The following is an 18,207-nucleotide window of genomic DNA, read 5'->3' on the forward strand; positions in this document are numbered from 1 at the left end:
GTCCGGGCTACTGGGTGAGCGCGACCCCGGCCCAGGCGATGGCCGTGACGAGCACCGTCGAGATCGCGCCGAGGACGAACGGCCGCGGGCCCACCTTCGCCAGCGTCGCGAACCTGACGCCCAGCCCGAGAGCGAACATGGCAGCGGCGAGCAGCAGTGTCTGGACGACCTTCACACCGGCCAGCACGCCGGCCGGCAGGAGGTGCAGCGAGGCGACGGCGCTCATCGCCAGGAAGCCGACGACGAACAGGGGTACGATCGGCGGCCGCTTGCCCGTGCCGACGGCACCCGAGGAGGCGCGGCGCACCAGCAGCGACAACACCGCGATGACCGGCGCCAGCATGGCCACGCGGGCGAGTTTCACGATGACGGCGACCTTCAGCGCATCGGGCCCGACCAGGCCCGCGGCTGCGACGACCTGTGCCACCTCGTGGGTCGCCCCGCCGATCCAGAGCCCGCCGTCGTAGTCGGACATGCCGAGTAGCGAAACCAACAGCGGCATCGCCGGGATCATCAGCGTCCCGAACAGGACCACGAGCCCGAGGCCGGTGGCGACGTCCTCCTCCTCGGCGTCGACCACGCCGGATGCGGCCGCGACTGCGGCGGCCCCGCAGATCGAGAAGCCACAGGCGATGAGCACACGCTGGGCCCAGGGCATGCCCAGCAGCCGCCCGGCGATCAGCGTGCCCACGAGCCCCAGCCCGACAATGGTCACGATGACGATCAGCATCGGCCAGCCGAGACCCACGATGTCGCCGACGACGACCTGCAGGCCGAGCAGCACGATCCCGATGCGGAGCACACGCTTGGCTGAGACGGCGATGCCGGGACGCAGTGACTCCGGCAGCCGGACGACGTTACCGACGACGACACCGAGAAGAATCGCGACGAGAAGCGCGCTGACCTCAGGGAGCGCCAGGTTCACGGCGGCCGAGACGGCGCCGGCGATCAGGCAGAGGACGAGTCCGGGCAGCAGTTTTCGCACGGGGACCGATCCTTCCACTGCCCGGGGCCACCGCCCAATCCGACGGCCCCCCGGCCGCTCGAACGAGCGGCTGACGGCGACAGCCGGTCAGGCCGCCGTCGCGACCTCCGCCGGGGCGGGGCGCAGGCTGCGGGCCGACACCACCACGTTGGCCGCCACGATGATCCCGATGCCGAGCCACTCGTTGGGTGCCAGCACCTGGCCGAGCACGAGCCACCCGGCCGCCACGGCCCACACGGGGTTCACGCTGGTCATCGTGCCGAACAGGCTGGCCGGAATCCGGCGCAGAGCCAGCAGGTCCGCGACATAGGGCACGACGGAGCCGAGCACGCCGCACACGACGGCCAGCAGGATCGCCGGGGGCGTCGGGCGGAACAGGCTGAACCAGACGACCGCTGGCGGCACCCAGACCGCGCCGCTGACCACGGCGACCGCAGCGGTCCCCTGGAGGCCCGGCAACCGCTGCCCGAGGGCGCGGTTGAGGTGGATGTAGGCGCCCCAGCCGACCGCGGCGATCAGCGCCAGGGAGATCCCGACGAGGTCCGACGACGGGCCCGGGTTGGTGAGCACGAGCACGCCGACGCCGGCCAGGACGGCGCACGCCAGGTCGACGGCCCGGCGGGAGCCCGCGATGGCGACGGCGAGCGGACCGAGGAACTCCAGCGTGACGGCGAGTCCGAGCCCGATCCGGTCGACGGCGAGGTACAGCGAGACGTTCATCACCCCGAGAACGATCACCATCGCGAGCACCGGGAGCCACTGGTCCCGCCGGAGCCCGCGCAGGCGCGGCCGCACGCCGACCCCGAGGACGACCGCCGTGACGAGTTGGCGCACGACGGTGACGCCGATGGGCCCGAGGACCGGGAACGCTGCGGCGCCGACCGCCGCGCCAGCCTGTGCCGAGGCCGAGCCGGCCAGCATCAACCCGATGCCCCGACGCCGCCCACCGGCCCCCGTCGGCGACACCGTCACCGGGCGCGACGGGATCGCGACACCACCCACACGTTCCATGGTCGCCAAGCTAGGACCCTCCCCGCCCCCCGTCGAATACCGGATGCGGACATGCCATACGCTTGCCGTATGGATCTGGACTGGAACCTGCGCGAGCTACGCTTCTTCGTTTCCGCCGTCGAGACCGGGTCGTTCACCGACGCGGCCGGCGAGTTGGGCGTCTCCCAGGCGGCTGTGTCGCGGACCATCGCCGCGCTCGAACGCCGGCTGGGCGAGCAGCTGTTGCGCCGCATCCCCCGCGGCTGTGAACCGACGGCGACAGGCCGGCAACTCGTTCCCCACGTCCGACGCTTCCTGGCCGATGCCCAGCGCCTCACCGACGTCGTCCTGTCGCGTCACGGCGTCCTGCGGCTGGGCTACGCCTGGTCGGCGCTGGGCAGGCACACCACGGCACTGCAGCGGGCATGGGCGGCCGCCCACGAGCGACAGGAACTGCACCTGATCCGGCACAACTCGGCGACCTCGGGACTCACCGAGGGATTCTCTGACGTCGCCATCGTCCGTCGCGCCGTCGAGGACCAGCGGATCGACGCCATGGTGGTCGGCCTCGAGCAGCGCTATGTCGCCTTCGCCTCGGACGACCCGGCGTGGAGCAGACGGCGTCGCCTCACGATGGCCGAGGTCGCGGAGCGCACGATCGTCGTCGACCGCCGCACGGGCACCACGAACGAGGCCCTGTGGGCGGGCTCGGGTCGTCCGCTGTCCACCGTCGAGTCGTTCGACGTCGACGACTGGCTCGACGCCATCGCCTCGGGACGTGCCGTCGGTTCGACCTCGGAGGCGACGGTGCACCACCACCCCCGACCGGGGGTGACCTACCGCCCCATCAAGGATGGACCGCGCATCCCCGTGCGGCTCGCGTGGCGCAGGGACGAGCCGCCCACGGGGCTGACGGAACTGATCGACACCGTCACCCGCCTGTACGCGGAGGCCGACACCGGTCGCGCTTCGGGCTCCGTTCGGCGCTGACCACCGGCACCGTCAGATCCCCCGGCCGGAATCGGGTTCCGCACCACAGAATCGCGTCGAACGGCCAGACTGGGATCCTCTCGGGGGAGTGTGGTGATGGGAAGGGCAGCAGCGGGCGTGGGCCGTGAACGCATCCTCGACGCGTCCCTCAGGCTGTTCGCGCAGCGGGGCGTGGACGCCACCTCGCTGCAGACGATCGCCGACGAACTCGGCATCACCAAGGCAGCTGTGTACCACCACTTCCAGGCGAAGAACCAGATCATCCTCGAGGTCCTGCGGGAGGGTCTGGAGGGTCTGGAGGCTGCAGTGGCGACAGCGTCGCTCGTTGAGGAGCCGCAGGCGCGGGCCTGGGTGATCGTGCGTGCTCTGGCGGACCTCATCGTCGCGCACCGGCCGAGTTACTCCGTGATGATGAACGACCACACCGTGGAGGCGGTCATGCGATCCGAGCCCCACATCGCCGCAATCCTCGACGGCATGGAGGCGGCCCTGCTGGGGCCCGAGCCGACCCCGGAGCGCCGGCTAGCGGTCGCGTTCTTCCTCGCGGCGCTCAACGCGCCGACCCGACCCTCCTTGCGCGGCGACCATGCACCGAGCGATGACGCTCTCCACGCCAGGGTCCTGGCGCTGGGTGCACACCTGCTCGCGCTCGGGGACGCCCACATCGGAGCCGAAACTCAGCCCTGAGGCGCGGGAGACAGGATCAGCCGGTTGACGGCGCGCTGCCAGTCCCGCTGCTCCCACAGCGGGTGATGCGGCGCCGCGTTCGAGCCGGGCACCACGCCCCAGATGCCGTTGGCGATCGCCGTACGGACTCCGTGCTCGGCGAGCGCGCGTCCGAGGATCCCCTCCTCGAACGTGCCGTGCAGCGGGGTGTAGCCCACCCAGCCCTCACCGATGACGGCGGGGACCTCACGCCAGCGGGCCCAGGCCGCGATGGCCAGCACCCGCGACTGGATCTCCCTGTGCATCACCTCGTGGTACCGGCCGTATTCCTCGTAGAGCCACCTGTCCCAGGCCTCCGGATCCACCCAGTCGTAGCCGTAGATCATCTGCGACGTGACGACCGTGGCCTGCAGCTTCCACGGAGCGGGCGTCCCGTAGGCCGTCGGGGAGGGCGCATCCGGACGCAGGAGCGCCCGGAGCGGGGCGTTGGGAAATCCCTCGCTGTCCTCGTCCCGGATGTCGATGCGCCGCTGCAACGCGTCCAGCACCCCATAGCTGTAGACGTGGAACTGCGCAGCCCCGAGGGCCGCGGAGACGCGGTGCATCGCCAGGTGGGGCGGCTTGCCGTAGCCGGCGGTGATGAGCAGGTCCGGGTGGGCGGACCGGAGCCTCCGCAGAGGCTCCTCGCCACCGTCACGCAGGTCGGGCAGGATCGAGAAGTCGACCTCGTTGTGGAGTTCGACGAGCGCGATGCGGTCCCTGTGGCCGAGCGTCGTGGCCCAGCCGATCAGCCGGTGCCACGCGTCGGCCAGCACCCCGTACCGGCGCTCCAGGGGGACCGCGTCGATCGCCGTGAACCAGTCGCTGGAGCGGGCGAAGCTGGGCGACTGCTGGTACTCCCAGCTCGCGAGGATGAGGTGGAGGCCGTGGCGCGCGGCGGCGTCGAAGAGTTCCGCCAAGCGGGAGCGGAGGTCGATCCGGTAGCCGCCAGGGGTGTCGTACCAGCGCGTGTTCTGTCCGTAGAACCCGCCGGTGGGAGCCGGACCGAGCCCCTCGATCTCCAGGCCGGTCGCCAGGTCGTCCAGCCCCAGCCCTCCGAACAGCAGCAGCGGGGCAGCACAGATGCGGATGGTGTTGTAGCCGAGAGACGCAGCGTCGGCGCAGACGGCGTCGAGATCGGCGTAGGGCTCCCCCGCACCGGCCCGGGTGTACCAGGAGAAGTCCCACAGGGTGATCGCCAGCCGACGCGGCAGATGTTCAGGGACGGCGCCGGTGAGGCCGTCAGCTGCGGCCTCGGGGAGGTGGCCGGTGCCCAGGTACCTGTCGCTCACGGCTGTCGCCTCGCTTCCTCCCCGGACTGTTCGGGGACCGTCTCATGCTAGGGGCCGACATTCTCGGACGACATGGCGGGACCCCGGGTCCACATGGATGAAACCCCGGTCATCTCGCTTCCGACGCGCTGTGTGGCAAGCTTGACGAGCTTGCCCACGGAGCCGAGGAGGTGCGGCATGGCGACGTCATCCGGCCGTCGTGGCCTCCCGCCGACCCCGGATGAACCGGTCGCTCCCACCGCCCCGGGGCGCCGTGCACTGATCGAAGAGCCGACCGTCTCGTCCCCTCGGCGCGCCGCCACGCCCGCCCCGGCCTCGGCTGGCCCCGCCCGCCGCGGCATCCCACTCGATTCCCCCGCCCGCCCGGCACCGTCACCGCGACTGCTCGCGGCTGCCGGTGTGGGGGTGCTGGCGGTGGCGGTCGGCGTCTCACTGGTGGTGTTCGGTCCGAGCGGAGACTCGGCCGAGCCGGCACCGTCCACACCGGCTGCGACGACCCCGTCGCCGTCGACCCCGAACGGCTCCGCCCCCCGGCGTCGACGCCCGCAGGGCCGGGGCTCCCCACGGCCACGGCACCGCCCGCCACAGCTTCCCCCGGGGACACCGACGCGCCCGTGACCCCGGCCACGCCCACCGTCATCGATTTGGGCGACACGACCTATCCGCTGCAGCCCGGCTGGGAGATCTACTACGACGGGACGGTGCAGGGCGACCGGCGGCTGGTGCGGCTGCGGCAGGCCGACACCGACACCCTGACCCAGATCGTGACGCTGCCGACCGTCGGCGACGATCTCCCCCAGGCTTGCACCGATCTGATGGCCGACCATCGCGCGGCCTACTCGGAGGTCGCCGAGACCCTGCCTGTCAACGAGTCGGCGCTACCGGGTGGCGAGGCCGCGTCCTGCAGCTTCACCGGCGTCCGGGTCGACAGTGGCGTCGCTGCGCAGGTCAGCTTCACGCTGCTGCGCCGCGGCCTCGACAGCCAGGTGTTCATCGTGCGCGATTCCGTGCCGACCAGCGTCCCTGCGGTGGCCGAGGTGCGCACTGAACTCGAGATGGCGCTGTGTGACTCCTCGACCCGGTTCGGCGTCGCATTGACGCGCTGCCAGGGAGTCGCTACTCCTGGCCAGGGCGACGGCTGAGCTGCGCGAACACCGGCCGTAGCCGCATCCACCACTCGTCGAGGGGCCGCTGAGCCTCCCAGTCCATGTCCTCCGTGACCACGCGCCACGGCCCGAACATGCCCTCGGCGCTGCTGGACGCCGCGACGATGTTGGAGGTGCCGGAGGCCAGCTGCCCGTCGAGGTTGGCGATGGCCAGGTAGGCGAGCCGCGTCGCGTTGATCCGGTCGAACGGTGAGGGCACGCCGCCCTGCTGCATGTGGCCGATGACGGCCTGCCGCACCGAGTACAGGCCCCTACCCTCGGCCTCGAACAGCCGGGCGATGACCTCGCCGGTGTAGTGCTCGCTGGCGTCCTCACCCATGACGGTCAGATAGAAGGAACGCCCCGACTCGAAGGAGTCGACCAGCGCCGCCACGTCGGCCGTCAGCTGTTCCAGGCTGATCCCCGTCTCCGGCAGGTACGCCTTCTCGGCGCCTCCTGCGATGGCCCCCATGAGCGGCAGGAAGCCGCAACCGCGCCCCATCGTCTCGACGACGAAGGCACGCTTGCTCGCCGAGGCAGACATGCGCACCATGTCGATGGCGTCGACGACGGTGTTCAGCGCCGTGTCGGAGCCGACCGACATGGGCCAGCCGGGCAGGTTGTTGTCGATGCTCGCGGGCAGCACAGCGATCGGGATGGAGAAGGCCGTGTAACGCTTACGTTCGCGCTCCATGAGGTCAACGGTGGCGTAGGCGTGGAATCCGCCCATCACCAGCAGCGCGTCGATCCGGTGGTCCTCCAGCGAGCGGGCCATCTGGTAGAGCTCGGCCTCGGTGGGGACGTAGCGGCGGGTACCGAAGTCGGCGCCGCCGGTATTGGCCATGCCCTCGACGTCGGACCAGCCGACCTCACGCAGCGCGCCCTCGACCAGGCCGGGCACGCCGCCCTGGACGGCGACCATCTCGAAGCCGCGGTCGAGCCCGGAGCGCACGGCGACGCGGGCCAACTGGTTCATGCCGGGGGCGAGGGCACCGGCGTGCATGATCGCGACCCGGCGGGCCGGGGCGACGGCGGTCACCGTCGGGGTGGCCTCGCTGAGGACCCGGTAGATGTCGACCATGGTCGTGAAGCCGACTCCACGCGCCTCGATGGCTGCGTCGAAATCGCCCTCCGCGATGTAGTCGGCGACCCGGTGTGTGTCCTCGACGGCCTGCAGCAGCGGGACGGACACCACGTGGTCGCGGCGCATCCCGACGAGCATCGGCTCGTCCGTTTCGCCTGCGTCCAGCACCTGATGGACGGCCTCGACGCCGCACGCCGTCGCCATCCACCTGTCGTAGGCCGACGGCGTGCCGCCGCGCTGGACGTGGCCGAGGATGGTGATGCGTGCCTCCTCGCCGGTGCGGTCCAGCAGCACCTGCTGCACCCGCTCGGCGGTGATCGGCTCGCCGTCACGGTCGGCCGCCCCCTCGGCGACCACGATGACCGAGTCGCGTCTGCCCGCGGCCCTTCCGCGGCCGAGGACGTCGACCATCCTGTCCTCCCAGCCGTCGCGCGGCGGGGACTCGGGCAGGAACGTGTAGTCGGCGCCGCCGGCGATGGCCGACATGAGCGCCAGGTAGCCGCAGCGGCGGCCCATGACCTCGACGATGAAGGTCCTGCGGTGTGACTCGGCCGTCGACGAGATCGCATCGATGGCGTCGGTGATCCTGTGCAGCGCCGAGTCGGTGCCGATCGTCATGTCGGTGCCGACCATGTCGTTGTCGATCGACCCGACCAGGCCCACGATGGCGACCCGGGGATGCGCCGCGGCCGCCTCAGGTGTCAGCCTGCCGGCCGCGACGAGTTCCTGCACCAGTCCGGGCCAGGCCAGGCAGAGCTCGCGGCTGCCGGACAGCGAGCCGTCGCCGCCGATCACGATGAGCCGGTCGATGCCCCGTTCGATCAGGTTCTCGACCGCGGTGAGCTGTCCCTCGCGCGTACGGAACTCCGGTGATCTGGCGGTGCCGATCATGGTTCCGCCCTTGGGGAGGATCCCCGAGACGTCGCTCCAGTTCAGCTGGACGATCTGCTCGCCGCCCTCGATGGCGCCCTGCCACCCCTCCTGGACCGCGAACACCTCGACACCCGCGTGGATGCCTGCCCGCACGATGGCACGGACCGCCGCATTCATTCCCTGGGCGTCTCCGCCCGAGGTCATGACCCCGATTCGGCGGGTCACTTACGAGCGCCCTTAGGGCGCACGACCTTGGTGGCCTGCCAGTCATGGGCCACGTTCGCGGTTGAGGTGAGTGACAAGCCGGCGACGGTGACACCCTCGGCCAGCGAGGCGGCGGAGATGAATCCGGGACGGCCGACCTTCGGCGTCAGCAGCCAGACGAAGCCGCCGCTGGCCAGGTCGGTGGTCGCATCGACGAGCCCGTCGGCGACATCACCGTCCTCGTCGCGCCACCAGAGGATGACCGCGTCGACGGCCTCCAGCGGTTCGTCGACCATCTCCGCGTCGATCAGGTCCATGATCTGGTCGCGGAGATCAGCGTCGACGTCCTCGTCCCAGCCCAACTCCTGCACGACCATGTCGAGCGTGAGTCCGAGGAGCTCCGCTCCGTCTGGCGTTTCCTTCGATGTCCCGGGAGCCTTCCCACCTGCGATGTCCACGCCCCAAGCCTGCCAGATCGCGCGGTACTTTTCATCGCACCCCCCTGGTAAAGAGACGGCGGGGGCACCCCGTCGGGGTGCCCCCGCCGATTCTCGACGGGTGATCGCGGTCAGGCGTCGCCTCCCGCGTTGCCGGAGGAGCCGGCCGTCACGTCGTCCAGCTTCCACTTGGCCGCGGCCTCGGTCGCCCATTCCTGTGGCACCTCGCCGGCCACAGCCAGGCGCTGCAGGACCGCGACGGCGATGGAGGGGCCGTCGATGTTGAAGTAGCGGCGTGCGGCGGCGCGGGTGTCCGAGAAGCCGAAGCCGTCGGCGCCCAGCGTGGTGTAGTCGCCGGGGACCCACTGCCGGATCTGGTCGGGAACGGCCCGCATGTAGTCGGACACGGCGACGACGGGGCCGGGTGCGCCCGCGAGCTTCTGCTCGACCCAGGTGGGTTCGTGCTGGCCGAACGGGTCGTGGAAGGCCCGCTCGTCGGCCTGGAGGCCCTCGCGGCGCAGCTCGCCCCAGGAGGTGACGCTCCAGACGTCGGCGACGATCCCGTAGTCCGCCTTCAGCAGTTCCTGCGCCTCGATGGCCCAGGCCATCCCGACGCCGGAGGCGAGGATCTGGGCGCGGCGTGCGTCCTCCCCGACCCCGTCGAAGCTGCCAGGCTTCACCAGGTACATGCCGCGGAGGATGCCCTCGACCTCGATGCCCTCCGGCTCGGCCGGCTGGACGATCGGCTCGTTGTACACCGTCAGGTAGTACATGACGTTCTCCGGCTGCTCCCCGTACATACGGCGCAGGCCGTCGCGCATGATGTGGGCGATCTCGTAGCCGTAGGCCGGGTCGTAGCTGACGACGGCCGTGTTGGTGGAGGCCAGGATCGGCGAGTGTCCGTCCATGTGCTGCGTCCCCTCACCGGTCAGCGTGGTGCGGCCGGCGGTGGCGCCTATCATGAAGCCGCGCGTCAGCTGGTCGGCCGCGGCCCACATCGCGTCGCCGGTGCGCTGGAACCCGAACATCGAGTAGAAGATGTAGATCGGGACCATGGGCTCGCCGTGCGTCGAGTAGGAGCTGCCCGCGGCGGTGAAGGACGCGACGGAGCCGGCCTCGTTGATGCCGGTGTGCAGGATCTGGCCCGACTTCGACTCGCGGTAGCTGAGGAACAACTCGTTGTCGACCGGCGTGTAGTTCTGGCCGTGCGGGTTGTAGATCTTGATCGTCGGGAAGAACGCGTCCATGCCGAACGTGCGTGCTTCGTCGGGGATGATCGGGACCACGCGGGGCGCGAACGCCTTGTCGCGCATCAGGTCCTTCAGGAGCCGGACGAAGGCCATGGTCGTGGCGACCTGCTGGTTGCCGGAGCCCTTGCGGGATGACTCGTAGGCCTTGTCGCCGGGCAGCGAGATGAACTTGCTGTCGCCGCGACGTTCCGGCAGGTATCCGCCGAGCTCGCGACGGCGCTGCTGCAGGTACTGGATGCGCGGGTCGTCCTGGCCGGGGCGCACGTACGGCGGCTGGTACGGGTTCTCCTCCAGCTGCGCGTCGGTGATCGGCACGTCCACGCGGTCGCGGAAGCCCTTGAGGTCGTCGAGGGCCAGCTTCTTCATCTGGTGCGTGGCGTTGCGGCCCGCGAAGTGCTTGCCCAGGAAATAGCCCTTGATGGTGTGGGCGAGGATGACCGTCGGCGCGCCGGTGAACTCGGTGGCCGCCTTGTAGGCGGAATACACCTTGGCGAAGTCGTGACCGCCGCGGGTCAGGCGCCAGATCTCGTCGTCGGTCCAGTCCTTGACCATCGCCGAGGTACGCGGGTCACGGTCGAAGAAGTTCTTCCGCACGTAGGCGCCGTCGTTAGCCTTGAAGGTCTGGAAGTCGCCGTCGGTGGTCGAGTTCATGAGGTTGACCAGCGCGCCGTCGGTGTCGTTGGCCAGCAGCGGATCCCAGCCGCGGCCCCAGACGAGCTTGATGACGTTCCAGCCCGCGCCGCGGAAGAAGGCCTCAAGTTCCTGGACGATCTTGCCGTTACCGCGGACGGGGCCGTCGAGGCGCTGCAGGTTGCAGTTGACGACGAACGTCAGGTTGTCGAGCTCCTCGTTGGCGGCCAGCTGCAGCGCGCCACGCGACTCGACCTCGTCCATCTCGCCGTCGCCGAGGAACGCCCATACGCGCTGCTGTGAGGTGTCCTTGATGCCGCGGTTGTGCAGGTAGCGGTTGAACTGGGCCTGCCAGATCGCGTTGATCGGCCCGAGGCCCATCGACACGGTCGGGAACTCCCAGAAGTTGTCCATCTGCCGCGGGTGCGGGTAGCTGGGCAGGGCGCGGAGTTCGCCGTCGACGTAGTGGGAGTGCTCCTGCCGGAAGCCGTCGAGGTCGTCCTCGTCCAGTCGTCCCTCGAGGAAGGCGCGGGCGTACATGCCGGGCGAGGCGTGGCCCTGGAAGTAGATCTGGTCACCGCCGCCCGGGTGGTCCTTGCCGCGGAAGAAGTGGTTGAAGCCGACCTCGTACAGGGTGGCCGACGACGCGTACGACGCGATGTGGCCGCCGACGCCGACGCCGGGGCGCTGCGCCCGGTGCACCATGATGGCCGCGTTCCAGCGGAGCAGACGGCGGATGCCGCGCTCGAGGGTCTCGTCGCCGGGGAAGGCGGGCTCCTGCGAAGCGGGGATGGTGTTGACGTAGTCGGTGCCGGTGAGCGACGGCACGCCGATCTGCCGCTCGCGCGCGCGCTCGAGGAGCTTGAGCATCACGTAACGGGCCCGGTTTCGCCCTCCCGCTTCGATGACGCCGTCGAGCGACTCAAGCCACTCGTCGGTCTCGGCGGGATCGGTATCAGGCAGATTGGTGGGCAGACCATTGAGGATCGGTCCGGCCTCGTTCTGGCTCACAAGAATTCCTCTCGACAACGACACACGGACGGCGCTGAGGCCGCGTCCAGTCAGCCTAGCGCGTGTGCGCGGGGCAGGCATTCTATGCCGGACTGCGACCCTCTCCCCATAGGCTCGCCCCATGAGCATCGTGGTAAGGAGCGCCCGCCCGGACGAGGTCGAGCAGTCCCGCCGGCTGCGGCTCGAGATGCTGGCCGACTCCCCCGACTCGTTCAACGAGCGCCTCGACGACCTGGAGCGCTGGCCGACAAGCCGCTGGGCCTCCCGGCTCACCAGCTCGCTGGCGCCCGACTCGACGCTGCTGGTCGCCGAGGTCGGCGGCGTGTGGATCGGCCAGGCGGCCGGTCGGCTGTACGCCCACTACGACCCTTCCGCGCATATGTGCTGGCGGTCTATGTGGCGCCTGCACACCGGGGCACAGGAATCGCAGCCGCCCTGGTGAGTGGGATCGCGGACTGGGCAACGCGGCAGGGAACCGACCGGCTGTGGCTCGACGTCCACGAGGATGCCGGACCGGCGCGGGCGCTCTACCGGAGGCTGGGGTTCATCGCGACGGGGGTGACGGTGCCGTACATGCACGACCGGAGCCGCAGCCAGGTGGAGCTGGCGCTGTCGCTGGCCGGTCATGATCGGTGACGGCGGGCATGATCCAGTAGCCGCGGCAGTGGCCACGTCGTGATGATCCGCTCCGGCTCGATGTCGGCCTCCACCGCCCGGGCCGCGCCGTAGCTCAGGAAGTCGAGCTGGCCCGGCGCGTGGGCGTCCGAGTCGATGCTGAACAGGCACCCCGCCTCCTTCGCCAGTTCGATCAGCTCCAGGGGAGGGTCCTGGCGTTCCGGGCGGGAGTTGATCTCGACGGCCACGCCGAACATGGCGCAGGCCGCGAACACGATCTCGGCATCGAAACGGGACTGGGCACGCCAGGTGCCGTCGTCGCGCAGCCGCCGCCCGGTGCAGTGGCCGAGCACCGTCGTGTGGGGGTTCGAGACTGCGCCGACCATGCGGGCGGTCATCGTGTCGGCGTCGGCATTCAGGTCGGAGTGGACGGACGCGACGACGATGTCGAGCCCTGCCAGGAGGTCGTCGGAGCGGTCCAGCGACCCGTCGCCGAGGATGTCGACCTCGGAGCCCGGAGCACCCGCACATGGCGCATCTCCTGCACCAGGGCGATCTCCTCCCATTGGGCGGTGAGCCGCTCCCGGGTCAGCCCGTTAGCCACGCGCAGCCGGGGCGAGTGGTCGGTGATCGCGAGGTACTCGTGGCCCAACGCCTCGGCCACCTCCGCCATCTCCCACAGCGGCGAGCCGCCGTCTGACCAGGTGGTGTGGGTGTGCAGATCGCCGCGGAGCAGGGCGCGTAGCCCGTCGCCTGCCGGGGCGAGCGAGGCGGCCCCCGCGGCTCGCCGATCGGCGAGCGCCTGTGGGACCTCACCGGCGACGGCGGCCGCGGCCAGCGCCGCGGTCTTCGGCCCGAATCTTGGCAGCGCCCGCCACTGCGCCTCCGTCGTGGGGACGGCGCCCGGCTCGAGCGCGGCGGCGACCTCGGCCGCCTGCCGGAAGGCGCGGACGCGGTAGGTGTCGGCGCGTTCGCGCTCCAGCCAGAACGCGTACTCGCGCAGGACCGTCTCAGGGGTCGGGAGGGCGGGCATGGGGTCACTGTAGGCCTGGGGCCCGGCCGTGGGCGGCGGGCGGACGGACGTGGTGCGACGCCGATAGGCTGACGCCATGGACCCACGCCCAGGAACCGGCCCTGCCCTGATCTCGTCCGCCCGCATGCGGGCGGGCGTCGTCAAGCGACTCGCGGCCGCTTCCAGTGAAATGAACACTGCCGCGTTGGCCGCGCTCGCCTCGCGGCATGCCTGGTTCGGTCAGCTCGACGCGGAGAGCCGGTCCTGGATCGGCGTGCTGGCGCGCTCCGGCATCGACGGATTCGTCACCTGGTTCGCCGGCGACGAGTTCGACCCCGAGTCGATCTTCGGTGCCGCCCCGCGGGTGATGGCACGACGGATCTCACTGCAGCAGACCGTCGACCTGGTCCGCACCACCACCGATGTCGTCGAGGAACAGATCGGGCTGCTGCTCCCCCGCAGCGACCGGCAGCCGCTGCAGCTCGGCATCGTCTTCTACTCCCGCGAGATCGCCTTCGCCGCCGCCGCGATCTACGCCCGCGCCGCCGAGTCGCGGGGCGCCTGGGACTCCCGCATCGAGGCGACCATCGTGGACGCCGTCGTCCGCGCGGAGGCCGACGACAACGTCCTGTCACGCGCCTCCACCCTGGGGTGGAGCGACTCCACCCACGTCGTCGTCGCCGTCGGTGGTGCGCCGGAACAGGCCCAGCTGGAGGGGCTCCGCAGGAGCGCGGTCAAGCTGCGTCTCGAGGTGCTCGCCGCGACGCAAGGCGACCGGCTCGTCTGCATCTTCGGCGGTCCCGGCGTCGGGGAACCCGTCACCACCTGCGAGCGGATCGCACAGCTCGCCGAGCATTTCGCGCCAGGGCCGGTCGTCGTCGGGCCGACGGTGGACGGGTTGACGGGGGCCCACAACTCCGCCCGGGCCGCCGCCTCCGGGTACCGCGCCGCGAAGGCATGGCCGGAGGGGCCGGCGACGATGCTGTCGCACGATCTGCTGCCGGAGCGGGCCCTGGCCGGCGACGGCCACGCCAGGCGCAGCCTCGCCACGGAGATCTTCCCTGCGCTGGCCGCCAACAAGGAACTCCTCGACACGTGCGTCGGGTTCCTCGACAACGGCAGTTCGATGGAGGCGACGGCGCGGGCCCTGTTCGTGCACCCCAACACGGTGCGGTACCGCCTCAAGCGGATTCAGGACGTGACCGGCTACAACCCGTCCGACCCGCGCGAGGCGTACGTGCTGCGCATGGCGATCACGCTGGGCCGGCTGCACGAGGCATGACACCTGTGTGATTCACGGCACCCGACAACCCCGGACGGCCTGAGCACCCTTGTGTCCCCGGTGTCGTTGTGGACCTCCCACAAACGGCCCCCTGCTTTTTTCGTTGCCTTCGCGCGCCCACGTGGCCGGACCGAGCGGGCACAGTTGGACCGTGCTAGCAATCGTCGCGCCCGGACAGGGCGCCCAGACCCCCGGCTACCTCGTGCCCTGGCTCGAGGACGCCGTCCTGCGTGACCAGCTGGCGGTCCTGTCGGAGGCCGCCGGGCTCGACCTTGCCCACTACGGAACCGCGGCCGACGCCGACGAGATCCGCGATACCGCCGTCGCGCAGCCGCTGTTGGTGGCCTCGGCGCTGCTGAGCGGCCGGGCGCTGCTGGGCGGGCACGTCGCCCCCGAACTCCTGCTGGCCGGCCATTCCGTCGGTGAGCTCGCGGCGCTGGCCCTCGCCGGTGTCTTCTCCGACGCCGCCGCCATGCGACTGGTCGCCGTCCGTGGCACCGCGATGGCCGAGGCATCCGCCGTCCGCCCCACCTCCATGACCGCCGTCGTCTCGGGAGACCGCGACGAGGTGCTCGCCGCCATCGAGGCGGCCGGGCTGACCGCCGCCAACAACAACGGCACGGGCCAGATCGTCGCGGCCGGCACCGTCGAGCAGTTGGAGGCGCTGGCCGCGAACCCGCCGCGGAGGGCCCGCCTGGTGCCGTTGAGCGTCGCCGGCGCCTTCCACACCGTCCACATGGAGCCAGCCGTCGCGCGGCTCGCCGCTGTCGCCTCCGAGCTGACGCTCGCCGACCCGGTGTGCGCTGTCCTTACCAACGCGGACGGCTCGGTCGTCGCGGACGGGACGGTCGCCGTCGAACGGCTCGTCAACCAGGTCGCCAACCCGGTCCGCTGGGATCTGTGCATGGAGACCCTCGCCGCCAGGGGTGTCACCGGCCTGCTCGAACTCGCCCCGGCAGGAACGCTGACGAAGATCGCCCAGCGCAACCTGAAGGGCGTGGAACTCTTCAACCTCAACTCCCCCGACCAGCTGGACGAGGCCCGTGCCTTCGTCGCCACGCACGTGGCCGCGCAGCCCGAACAGAAGTGAGCCCCTCCGTGCCCCTCCAGAGCTCGACCGGCGCCCAGTACGCCCGCCTCCTGTCCGTCGCCGGCGCCCGCGGCAGCCGCGTGGTGACCAACGAAGAGATGTGCACCATGATCGACTCGACGGACGAGTGGATCACGCAGCGCACCGGCATCAAGGAACGCCGCTGGGTCGCCGAGGGCGAGGACGCGGAGACGCTCGGTGTCGAGGCGGGGCGCAAGGCGATCGAGCGGGCGGGGCTGCAGCCCTCCGACGTCGACGCCATCCTGGTGTCGACCGTCTCCCACTTCCAGCAGACCCCGTCGCTGGCCTGCATCCTGGCCGAGAAGCTGGGGCTGACCGCGCCCGCCGCGTTCGACATCTCCGCCGCCTGCGCCGGATTCTGCTACGGCATCAGCCTGGCCGAGTCGATGGTCCGCTCCGGGGCTGCCACGAACGTTCTCGTGCTCGGTGTCGAGACGCTGTCGCGCTTCACCGACCTGACCGACCGCTCCACGGCGTTCCTCTTCTCCGACGGTGCCGGCGCCGTCGTCGTCGGCCCCTCGGACGTCCCGGCCATCGGCCCGACGGTGTGGGGCTCGAAGCCCGAGGCGTCGCGTGTCATCGAGATCGACGACTGGCGCACCGTCAACCCGTCGGAGAACCCGCCGCACATCCACATGGAGGGGCGCGAGGTCTTCAAGTGGGCCACCACCGCCATCGTGGAGAAGGCCGTCGAGACGCTGGAGAGGTCCGGGCTGACCGCCGAGGAGCTCGACTGCTTCATCCCCCACCAGGCCAACAACCGGATCACCGATTCGATGTTGCGCCACCTCAAGCTGCCCGAGGATGTCGTCGTGGGTCGCGACATCATCCAGATGGGCAACTCGTCCGCGGCGTCGATTCCGCTGGCGATGGAAGAACTGCTCGAGTCCGGGCAGGCACACAGCGGTGACAGTGCACTGATCATCGGGTTCGGCGCGGGCCTCGTGTTCGCCGGCCAGACCCTGATTCTGCCCTGATCGCATCACCTAGAAAGAAGGAGCCACCATGGCAAGCACCGAAGAGATCCGCACCGACCTCGCCGAGATCGTCAACGACATCGCCGGCGTAGCCGCCGAGGACGTCCAGCTGGACAAGTCCTTCGTCGACGACCTGGGCGTCGACTCCCTGTCGATGGTCGAGATCATCTACGCCTGCGAGGACAAGTTCTCCGTGTCGATCCCCGACGAGGACGCCAAGAACCTCAAGACCGTCGGCGACGCCGTCGCCTACATCGAGCGCGCCCAGAGCTGACTCGTCGGGCGGCCCCGGTCACCCGGGCCGCCCCCACCCCCTTTCCTCTCCTCCAGCCACCCCTCCAGGAGTCCGTATGACCCGCACCGTCGTCATCACCGGTTTCGGCGCCTTCACGCCGCTCGGCACCGACGCCCCCAGCACGTGGGAAGCGATGCTCGCCGGACGCTCCGGCGTCCGCACCCTGGAGCAGGAATGGGCCGCTGAGCTGCCCGTCACCTTCGCCGCCCAGGTGGCCGGCGATCCGCTCGACGTGCTCGACCGCGTCGCGGCCCGCCGCCTCGACCGGTCGTCGCAGCTGGCGATGGCCGCGGGCCTCGAGGCCTGGGCCGACGCGGGCCTCGGCCTCGGCGAGGACAACCCCGTCGACCCCGACCGCCTGCTCGTCTCCGTCGGCACCGGCATCGGCGGCCTCAACTCGCTGCTGAGCAACTGGGACGTGCAGAAGGAGAAGGGCCTGCGCCGCGTCTCCCCCCTGACGATCCCGATGCTGATGGCCAACGCACCGGCCGCGAACCTGGGGCTGGCCCTGGGTGCCGCCGCCGCCGTCCACGCCCCCGTCAGCGCCTGCGCCTCCTCCAACGAGGCCATCTCGCTGGCCTACGACCAGATCCAGCTGGGTCGCTGCGACATCGCCGTCGCCGGCGGCACGGAGGGTGTCATCCACCCGCTGCCGATCAACGCCTTCGCCCAGATGCAGGCGCTGAGCCGCCGCAACGACGACCCGCAGCACGCGTCGCGTCCGTGGGACACGGGCCGTGACGGCTTCGTCCTCGGCGAGGGCGCCGTCGTGATGGTGCTGGAGACGCTCGAGAACGCCCTGGCACGCGGCGCGAGGATCTACGGCACCCTGGCCGGCGCCGGCATCAGCAACGACAACCACGACATCGTCCAGCCGGAGCCGACGGGCCGTGGCCAGTCGCAGGCCATGATCAAAGCGCTGCGCGCCGCCGGCCTCGAGCCGCGTGACATCGTCCACGTCAACGCGCACGGCACGTCGACGCCGCAGGGCGACGTGACGGAGGCGAGCTCGATCGCGAAGGCGCTGGGGTCCGCGGTCGACGGCGTCGTCGTCACATCCACGAAGTCGATGACAGGTCACCTGCTCGGCGGCGCCGGGGCGCTGGAGACGTTCGCGACCGTCATGGCGCTGCGCGACCGCGTCGTGCCACCGACGATCAACATCGAGAACCTCGAGCCGGACCTGCCGATCGACATCGCCGTCAACGAGACCCGCCCGCTGGGTGACGGTGCGCTGGCCGCGGTGAACAACTCGTTCGGCTTCGGCGGCTCGAACGTCGCCGTCGCGGTGACGAACGAGAACGTCACCGCCTAAGGTC

The 18,207-nt window shown here is 70.7% G+C and carries 18 protein-coding genes; 10 read left to right on the forward strand and 8 right to left on the reverse strand.

The window, feature by feature from the left end; genetic code table 11:
- Positions 1-7 precede the first annotated feature (7 nt).
- A complete protein-coding gene (locus H9L22_RS06195) occupies positions 8-985 on the reverse strand; it encodes a YeiH family protein (protein ID WP_226966159.1) in 978 nt (325 codons plus the stop codon).
- An 87-nt stretch (positions 986-1,072) separates the two neighbouring features.
- The gene (locus H9L22_RS06200) at positions 1,073-1,996 is read right to left on the reverse strand and encodes an EamA family transporter (protein WP_226966160.1); all 924 of its coding nucleotides are present in this window, start codon (positions 1,994-1,996) and stop codon (positions 1,073-1,075) included.
- Positions 1,997-2,065: 69 nt separating this feature from the next.
- Between H9L22_RS06200 and H9L22_RS19630 the strand changes: the two genes are divergently transcribed.
- On the forward strand, positions 2,066-2,965 hold the full coding sequence (locus H9L22_RS19630; protein WP_187722022.1) for a LysR family transcriptional regulator: 900 nt from the start codon (positions 2,066-2,068) through the stop codon (positions 2,963-2,965).
- Positions 2,966-3,061: 96 nt separating this feature from the next.
- Complete coding sequence (locus H9L22_RS06210) at positions 3,062-3,652, forward strand: TetR/AcrR family transcriptional regulator (protein WP_187722023.1); 591 nt, start codon at positions 3,062-3,064, stop codon at positions 3,650-3,652.
- On the opposite strand, the gene H9L22_RS06215 is transcribed toward H9L22_RS06210, so the two are convergent.
- The gene (locus tag H9L22_RS06215) at positions 3,643-4,962 is read right to left on the reverse strand and encodes a cellulase-like family protein (RefSeq protein ID WP_187722024.1); all 1,320 of its coding nucleotides are present in this window, start codon (positions 4,960-4,962) and stop codon (positions 3,643-3,645) included. The genes H9L22_RS06210 and H9L22_RS06215 overlap by 10 nt on opposite strands.
- Positions 4,963-5,576: 614 nt before the next feature.
- On the opposite strand from H9L22_RS06215, the gene H9L22_RS06220 reads away from it, so the two are divergent.
- Positions 5,577-6,104: a hypothetical protein gene (locus tag H9L22_RS06220; RefSeq protein ID WP_187722025.1), complete on the forward strand. Its 528-nt coding sequence runs from the start codon at positions 5,577-5,579 to the stop codon at positions 6,102-6,104.
- On the opposite strand, the gene H9L22_RS06225 is transcribed toward H9L22_RS06220, so the two are convergent.
- From H9L22_RS06225 to aceE, 3 genes are all read right to left on the reverse strand, one after another.
- Complete coding sequence (locus H9L22_RS06225) at positions 6,079-8,268, reverse strand: 6-phosphofructokinase (RefSeq protein WP_187722026.1); 2,190 nt, start codon at positions 8,266-8,268, stop codon at positions 6,079-6,081. The genes H9L22_RS06220 and H9L22_RS06225 overlap by 26 nt on opposite strands.
- Positions 8,269-8,285: 17 nt before the next feature.
- On the reverse strand, positions 8,286-8,720 hold the full coding sequence (locus tag H9L22_RS06230; RefSeq protein ID WP_264292613.1) for a DUF3052 domain-containing protein: 435 nt from the start codon (positions 8,718-8,720) through the stop codon (positions 8,286-8,288).
- 116 nt (positions 8,721-8,836) lie between these two features.
- Complete coding sequence (gene aceE / locus H9L22_RS06235) at positions 8,837-11,596, reverse strand: pyruvate dehydrogenase (acetyl-transferring), homodimeric type (protein WP_406707814.1); 2,760 nt, start codon at positions 11,594-11,596, stop codon at positions 8,837-8,839.
- A gap of 121 nt (positions 11,597-11,717) precedes the next feature.
- Here aceE and H9L22_RS06240 point away from each other — a divergent pair, with 121 nt between their 5' ends.
- Both H9L22_RS06240 and H9L22_RS06245 read left to right on the forward strand, forming a co-directional pair.
- Positions 11,718-12,038, forward strand: a complete 321-nt coding sequence (locus H9L22_RS06240) for a hypothetical protein (RefSeq protein ID WP_187722029.1) — start codon at positions 11,718-11,720, stop codon at positions 12,036-12,038.
- Positions 11,993-12,232: a GNAT family N-acetyltransferase gene (locus H9L22_RS06245; RefSeq protein WP_187722030.1), complete on the forward strand. Its 240-nt coding sequence runs from the start codon at positions 11,993-11,995 to the stop codon at positions 12,230-12,232. Before H9L22_RS06240 ends, H9L22_RS06245 begins: the two co-directional genes overlap by 46 nt.
- Here the strand turns inward: H9L22_RS06245 and H9L22_RS18650 are convergent.
- Positions 12,220-12,711, reverse strand: coding sequence for a PHP domain-containing protein (locus tag H9L22_RS18650; protein WP_226966280.1), 492 nt, complete (start codon positions 12,709-12,711; stop codon positions 12,220-12,222). The genes H9L22_RS06245 and H9L22_RS18650 overlap by 13 nt on opposite strands.
- Positions 12,627-13,244 (reverse strand): PHP domain-containing protein, encoded by a 618-nt coding sequence (locus H9L22_RS18655; protein ID WP_226966163.1) that lies wholly within the window; start codon positions 13,242-13,244, stop codon positions 12,627-12,629. Before H9L22_RS18655 ends, H9L22_RS18650 begins: the two co-directional genes overlap by 85 nt.
- 76 nt (positions 13,245-13,320) lie before the next feature.
- Here H9L22_RS18655 and H9L22_RS06255 point away from each other — a divergent pair, with 76 nt between their 5' ends.
- The 5 genes from H9L22_RS06255 (at position 13,321) to H9L22_RS06275 (ending at position 18,203) form a co-directional block, all read left to right on the forward strand.
- Positions 13,321-14,505 (forward strand): PucR family transcriptional regulator, encoded by a 1,185-nt coding sequence (locus tag H9L22_RS06255; RefSeq protein WP_187722031.1) that lies wholly within the window; start codon positions 13,321-13,323, stop codon positions 14,503-14,505.
- Between the two features lie 151 nt (positions 14,506-14,656).
- A complete protein-coding gene (locus H9L22_RS06260; RefSeq protein WP_187722032.1) occupies positions 14,657-15,595 on the forward strand; it encodes an ACP S-malonyltransferase in 939 nt (312 codons plus the stop codon).
- A gap of 8 nt (positions 15,596-15,603) precedes the next feature.
- On the forward strand, positions 15,604-16,593 hold the full coding sequence (locus H9L22_RS06265; protein ID WP_187722033.1) for a beta-ketoacyl-ACP synthase III: 990 nt from the start codon (positions 15,604-15,606) through the stop codon (positions 16,591-16,593).
- A gap of 28 nt (positions 16,594-16,621) precedes the next feature.
- Positions 16,622-16,867: an acyl carrier protein gene (locus H9L22_RS06270; RefSeq protein WP_187722034.1), complete on the forward strand. Its 246-nt coding sequence runs from the start codon at positions 16,622-16,624 to the stop codon at positions 16,865-16,867.
- A 76-nt stretch (positions 16,868-16,943) separates the two neighbouring features.
- Complete coding sequence (locus H9L22_RS06275; protein ID WP_187722035.1) at positions 16,944-18,203, forward strand: beta-ketoacyl-[acyl-carrier-protein] synthase family protein; 1,260 nt, start codon at positions 16,944-16,946, stop codon at positions 18,201-18,203.
- Positions 18,204-18,207: the final 4 nt, after the last annotated feature.

Origin of the sequence: Tessaracoccus defluvii (genome assembly GCF_014489575.1) — a bacterium.
GTDB classification, from domain to species: Bacteria; Actinomycetota; Actinomycetes; order Propionibacteriales; family Propionibacteriaceae; genus Arachnia; species Arachnia defluvii.

What these genes read in the sequence shown, in the direction of transcription:
- H9L22_RS06200 (WP_226966160.1), bottom strand. Translation starts at nt 1,996, where the DNA reads ATGGAACGTGTGGGTGGTGTCGCGATCCCGTCGCGCCCGGTGACGGTG.
- H9L22_RS06255 (WP_187722031.1), top strand. Translation starts at nt 13,321, where the DNA reads ATGGACCCACGCCCAGGAACCGGCCCTGCCCTGATCTCGTCCGCCCGC.
- H9L22_RS06210 (WP_187722023.1), top strand. Translation starts at nt 3,062, where the DNA reads ATGGGAAGGGCAGCAGCGGGCGTGGGCCGTGAACGCATCCTCGACGCG.
- H9L22_RS06240 (WP_187722029.1), top strand. Translation starts at nt 11,718, where the DNA reads ATGAGCATCGTGGTAAGGAGCGCCCGCCCGGACGAGGTCGAGCAGTCC.
- H9L22_RS06225 (WP_187722026.1), bottom strand. Translation starts at nt 8,268, where the DNA reads ATGACCTCGGGCGGAGACGCCCAGGGAATGAATGCGGCGGTCCGTGCC.
- H9L22_RS19630 (WP_187722022.1), top strand. Translation starts at nt 2,066, where the DNA reads ATGGATCTGGACTGGAACCTGCGCGAGCTACGCTTCTTCGTTTCCGCC.
- H9L22_RS18655 (WP_226966163.1), bottom strand. Translation starts at nt 13,244, where the DNA reads ATGCCCGCCCTCCCGACCCCTGAGACGGTCCTGCGCGAGTACGCGTTC.
- H9L22_RS06270 (WP_187722034.1), top strand. Translation starts at nt 16,622, where the DNA reads ATGGCAAGCACCGAAGAGATCCGCACCGACCTCGCCGAGATCGTCAAC.
- H9L22_RS06275 (WP_187722035.1), top strand. Translation starts at nt 16,944, where the DNA reads ATGACCCGCACCGTCGTCATCACCGGTTTCGGCGCCTTCACGCCGCTC.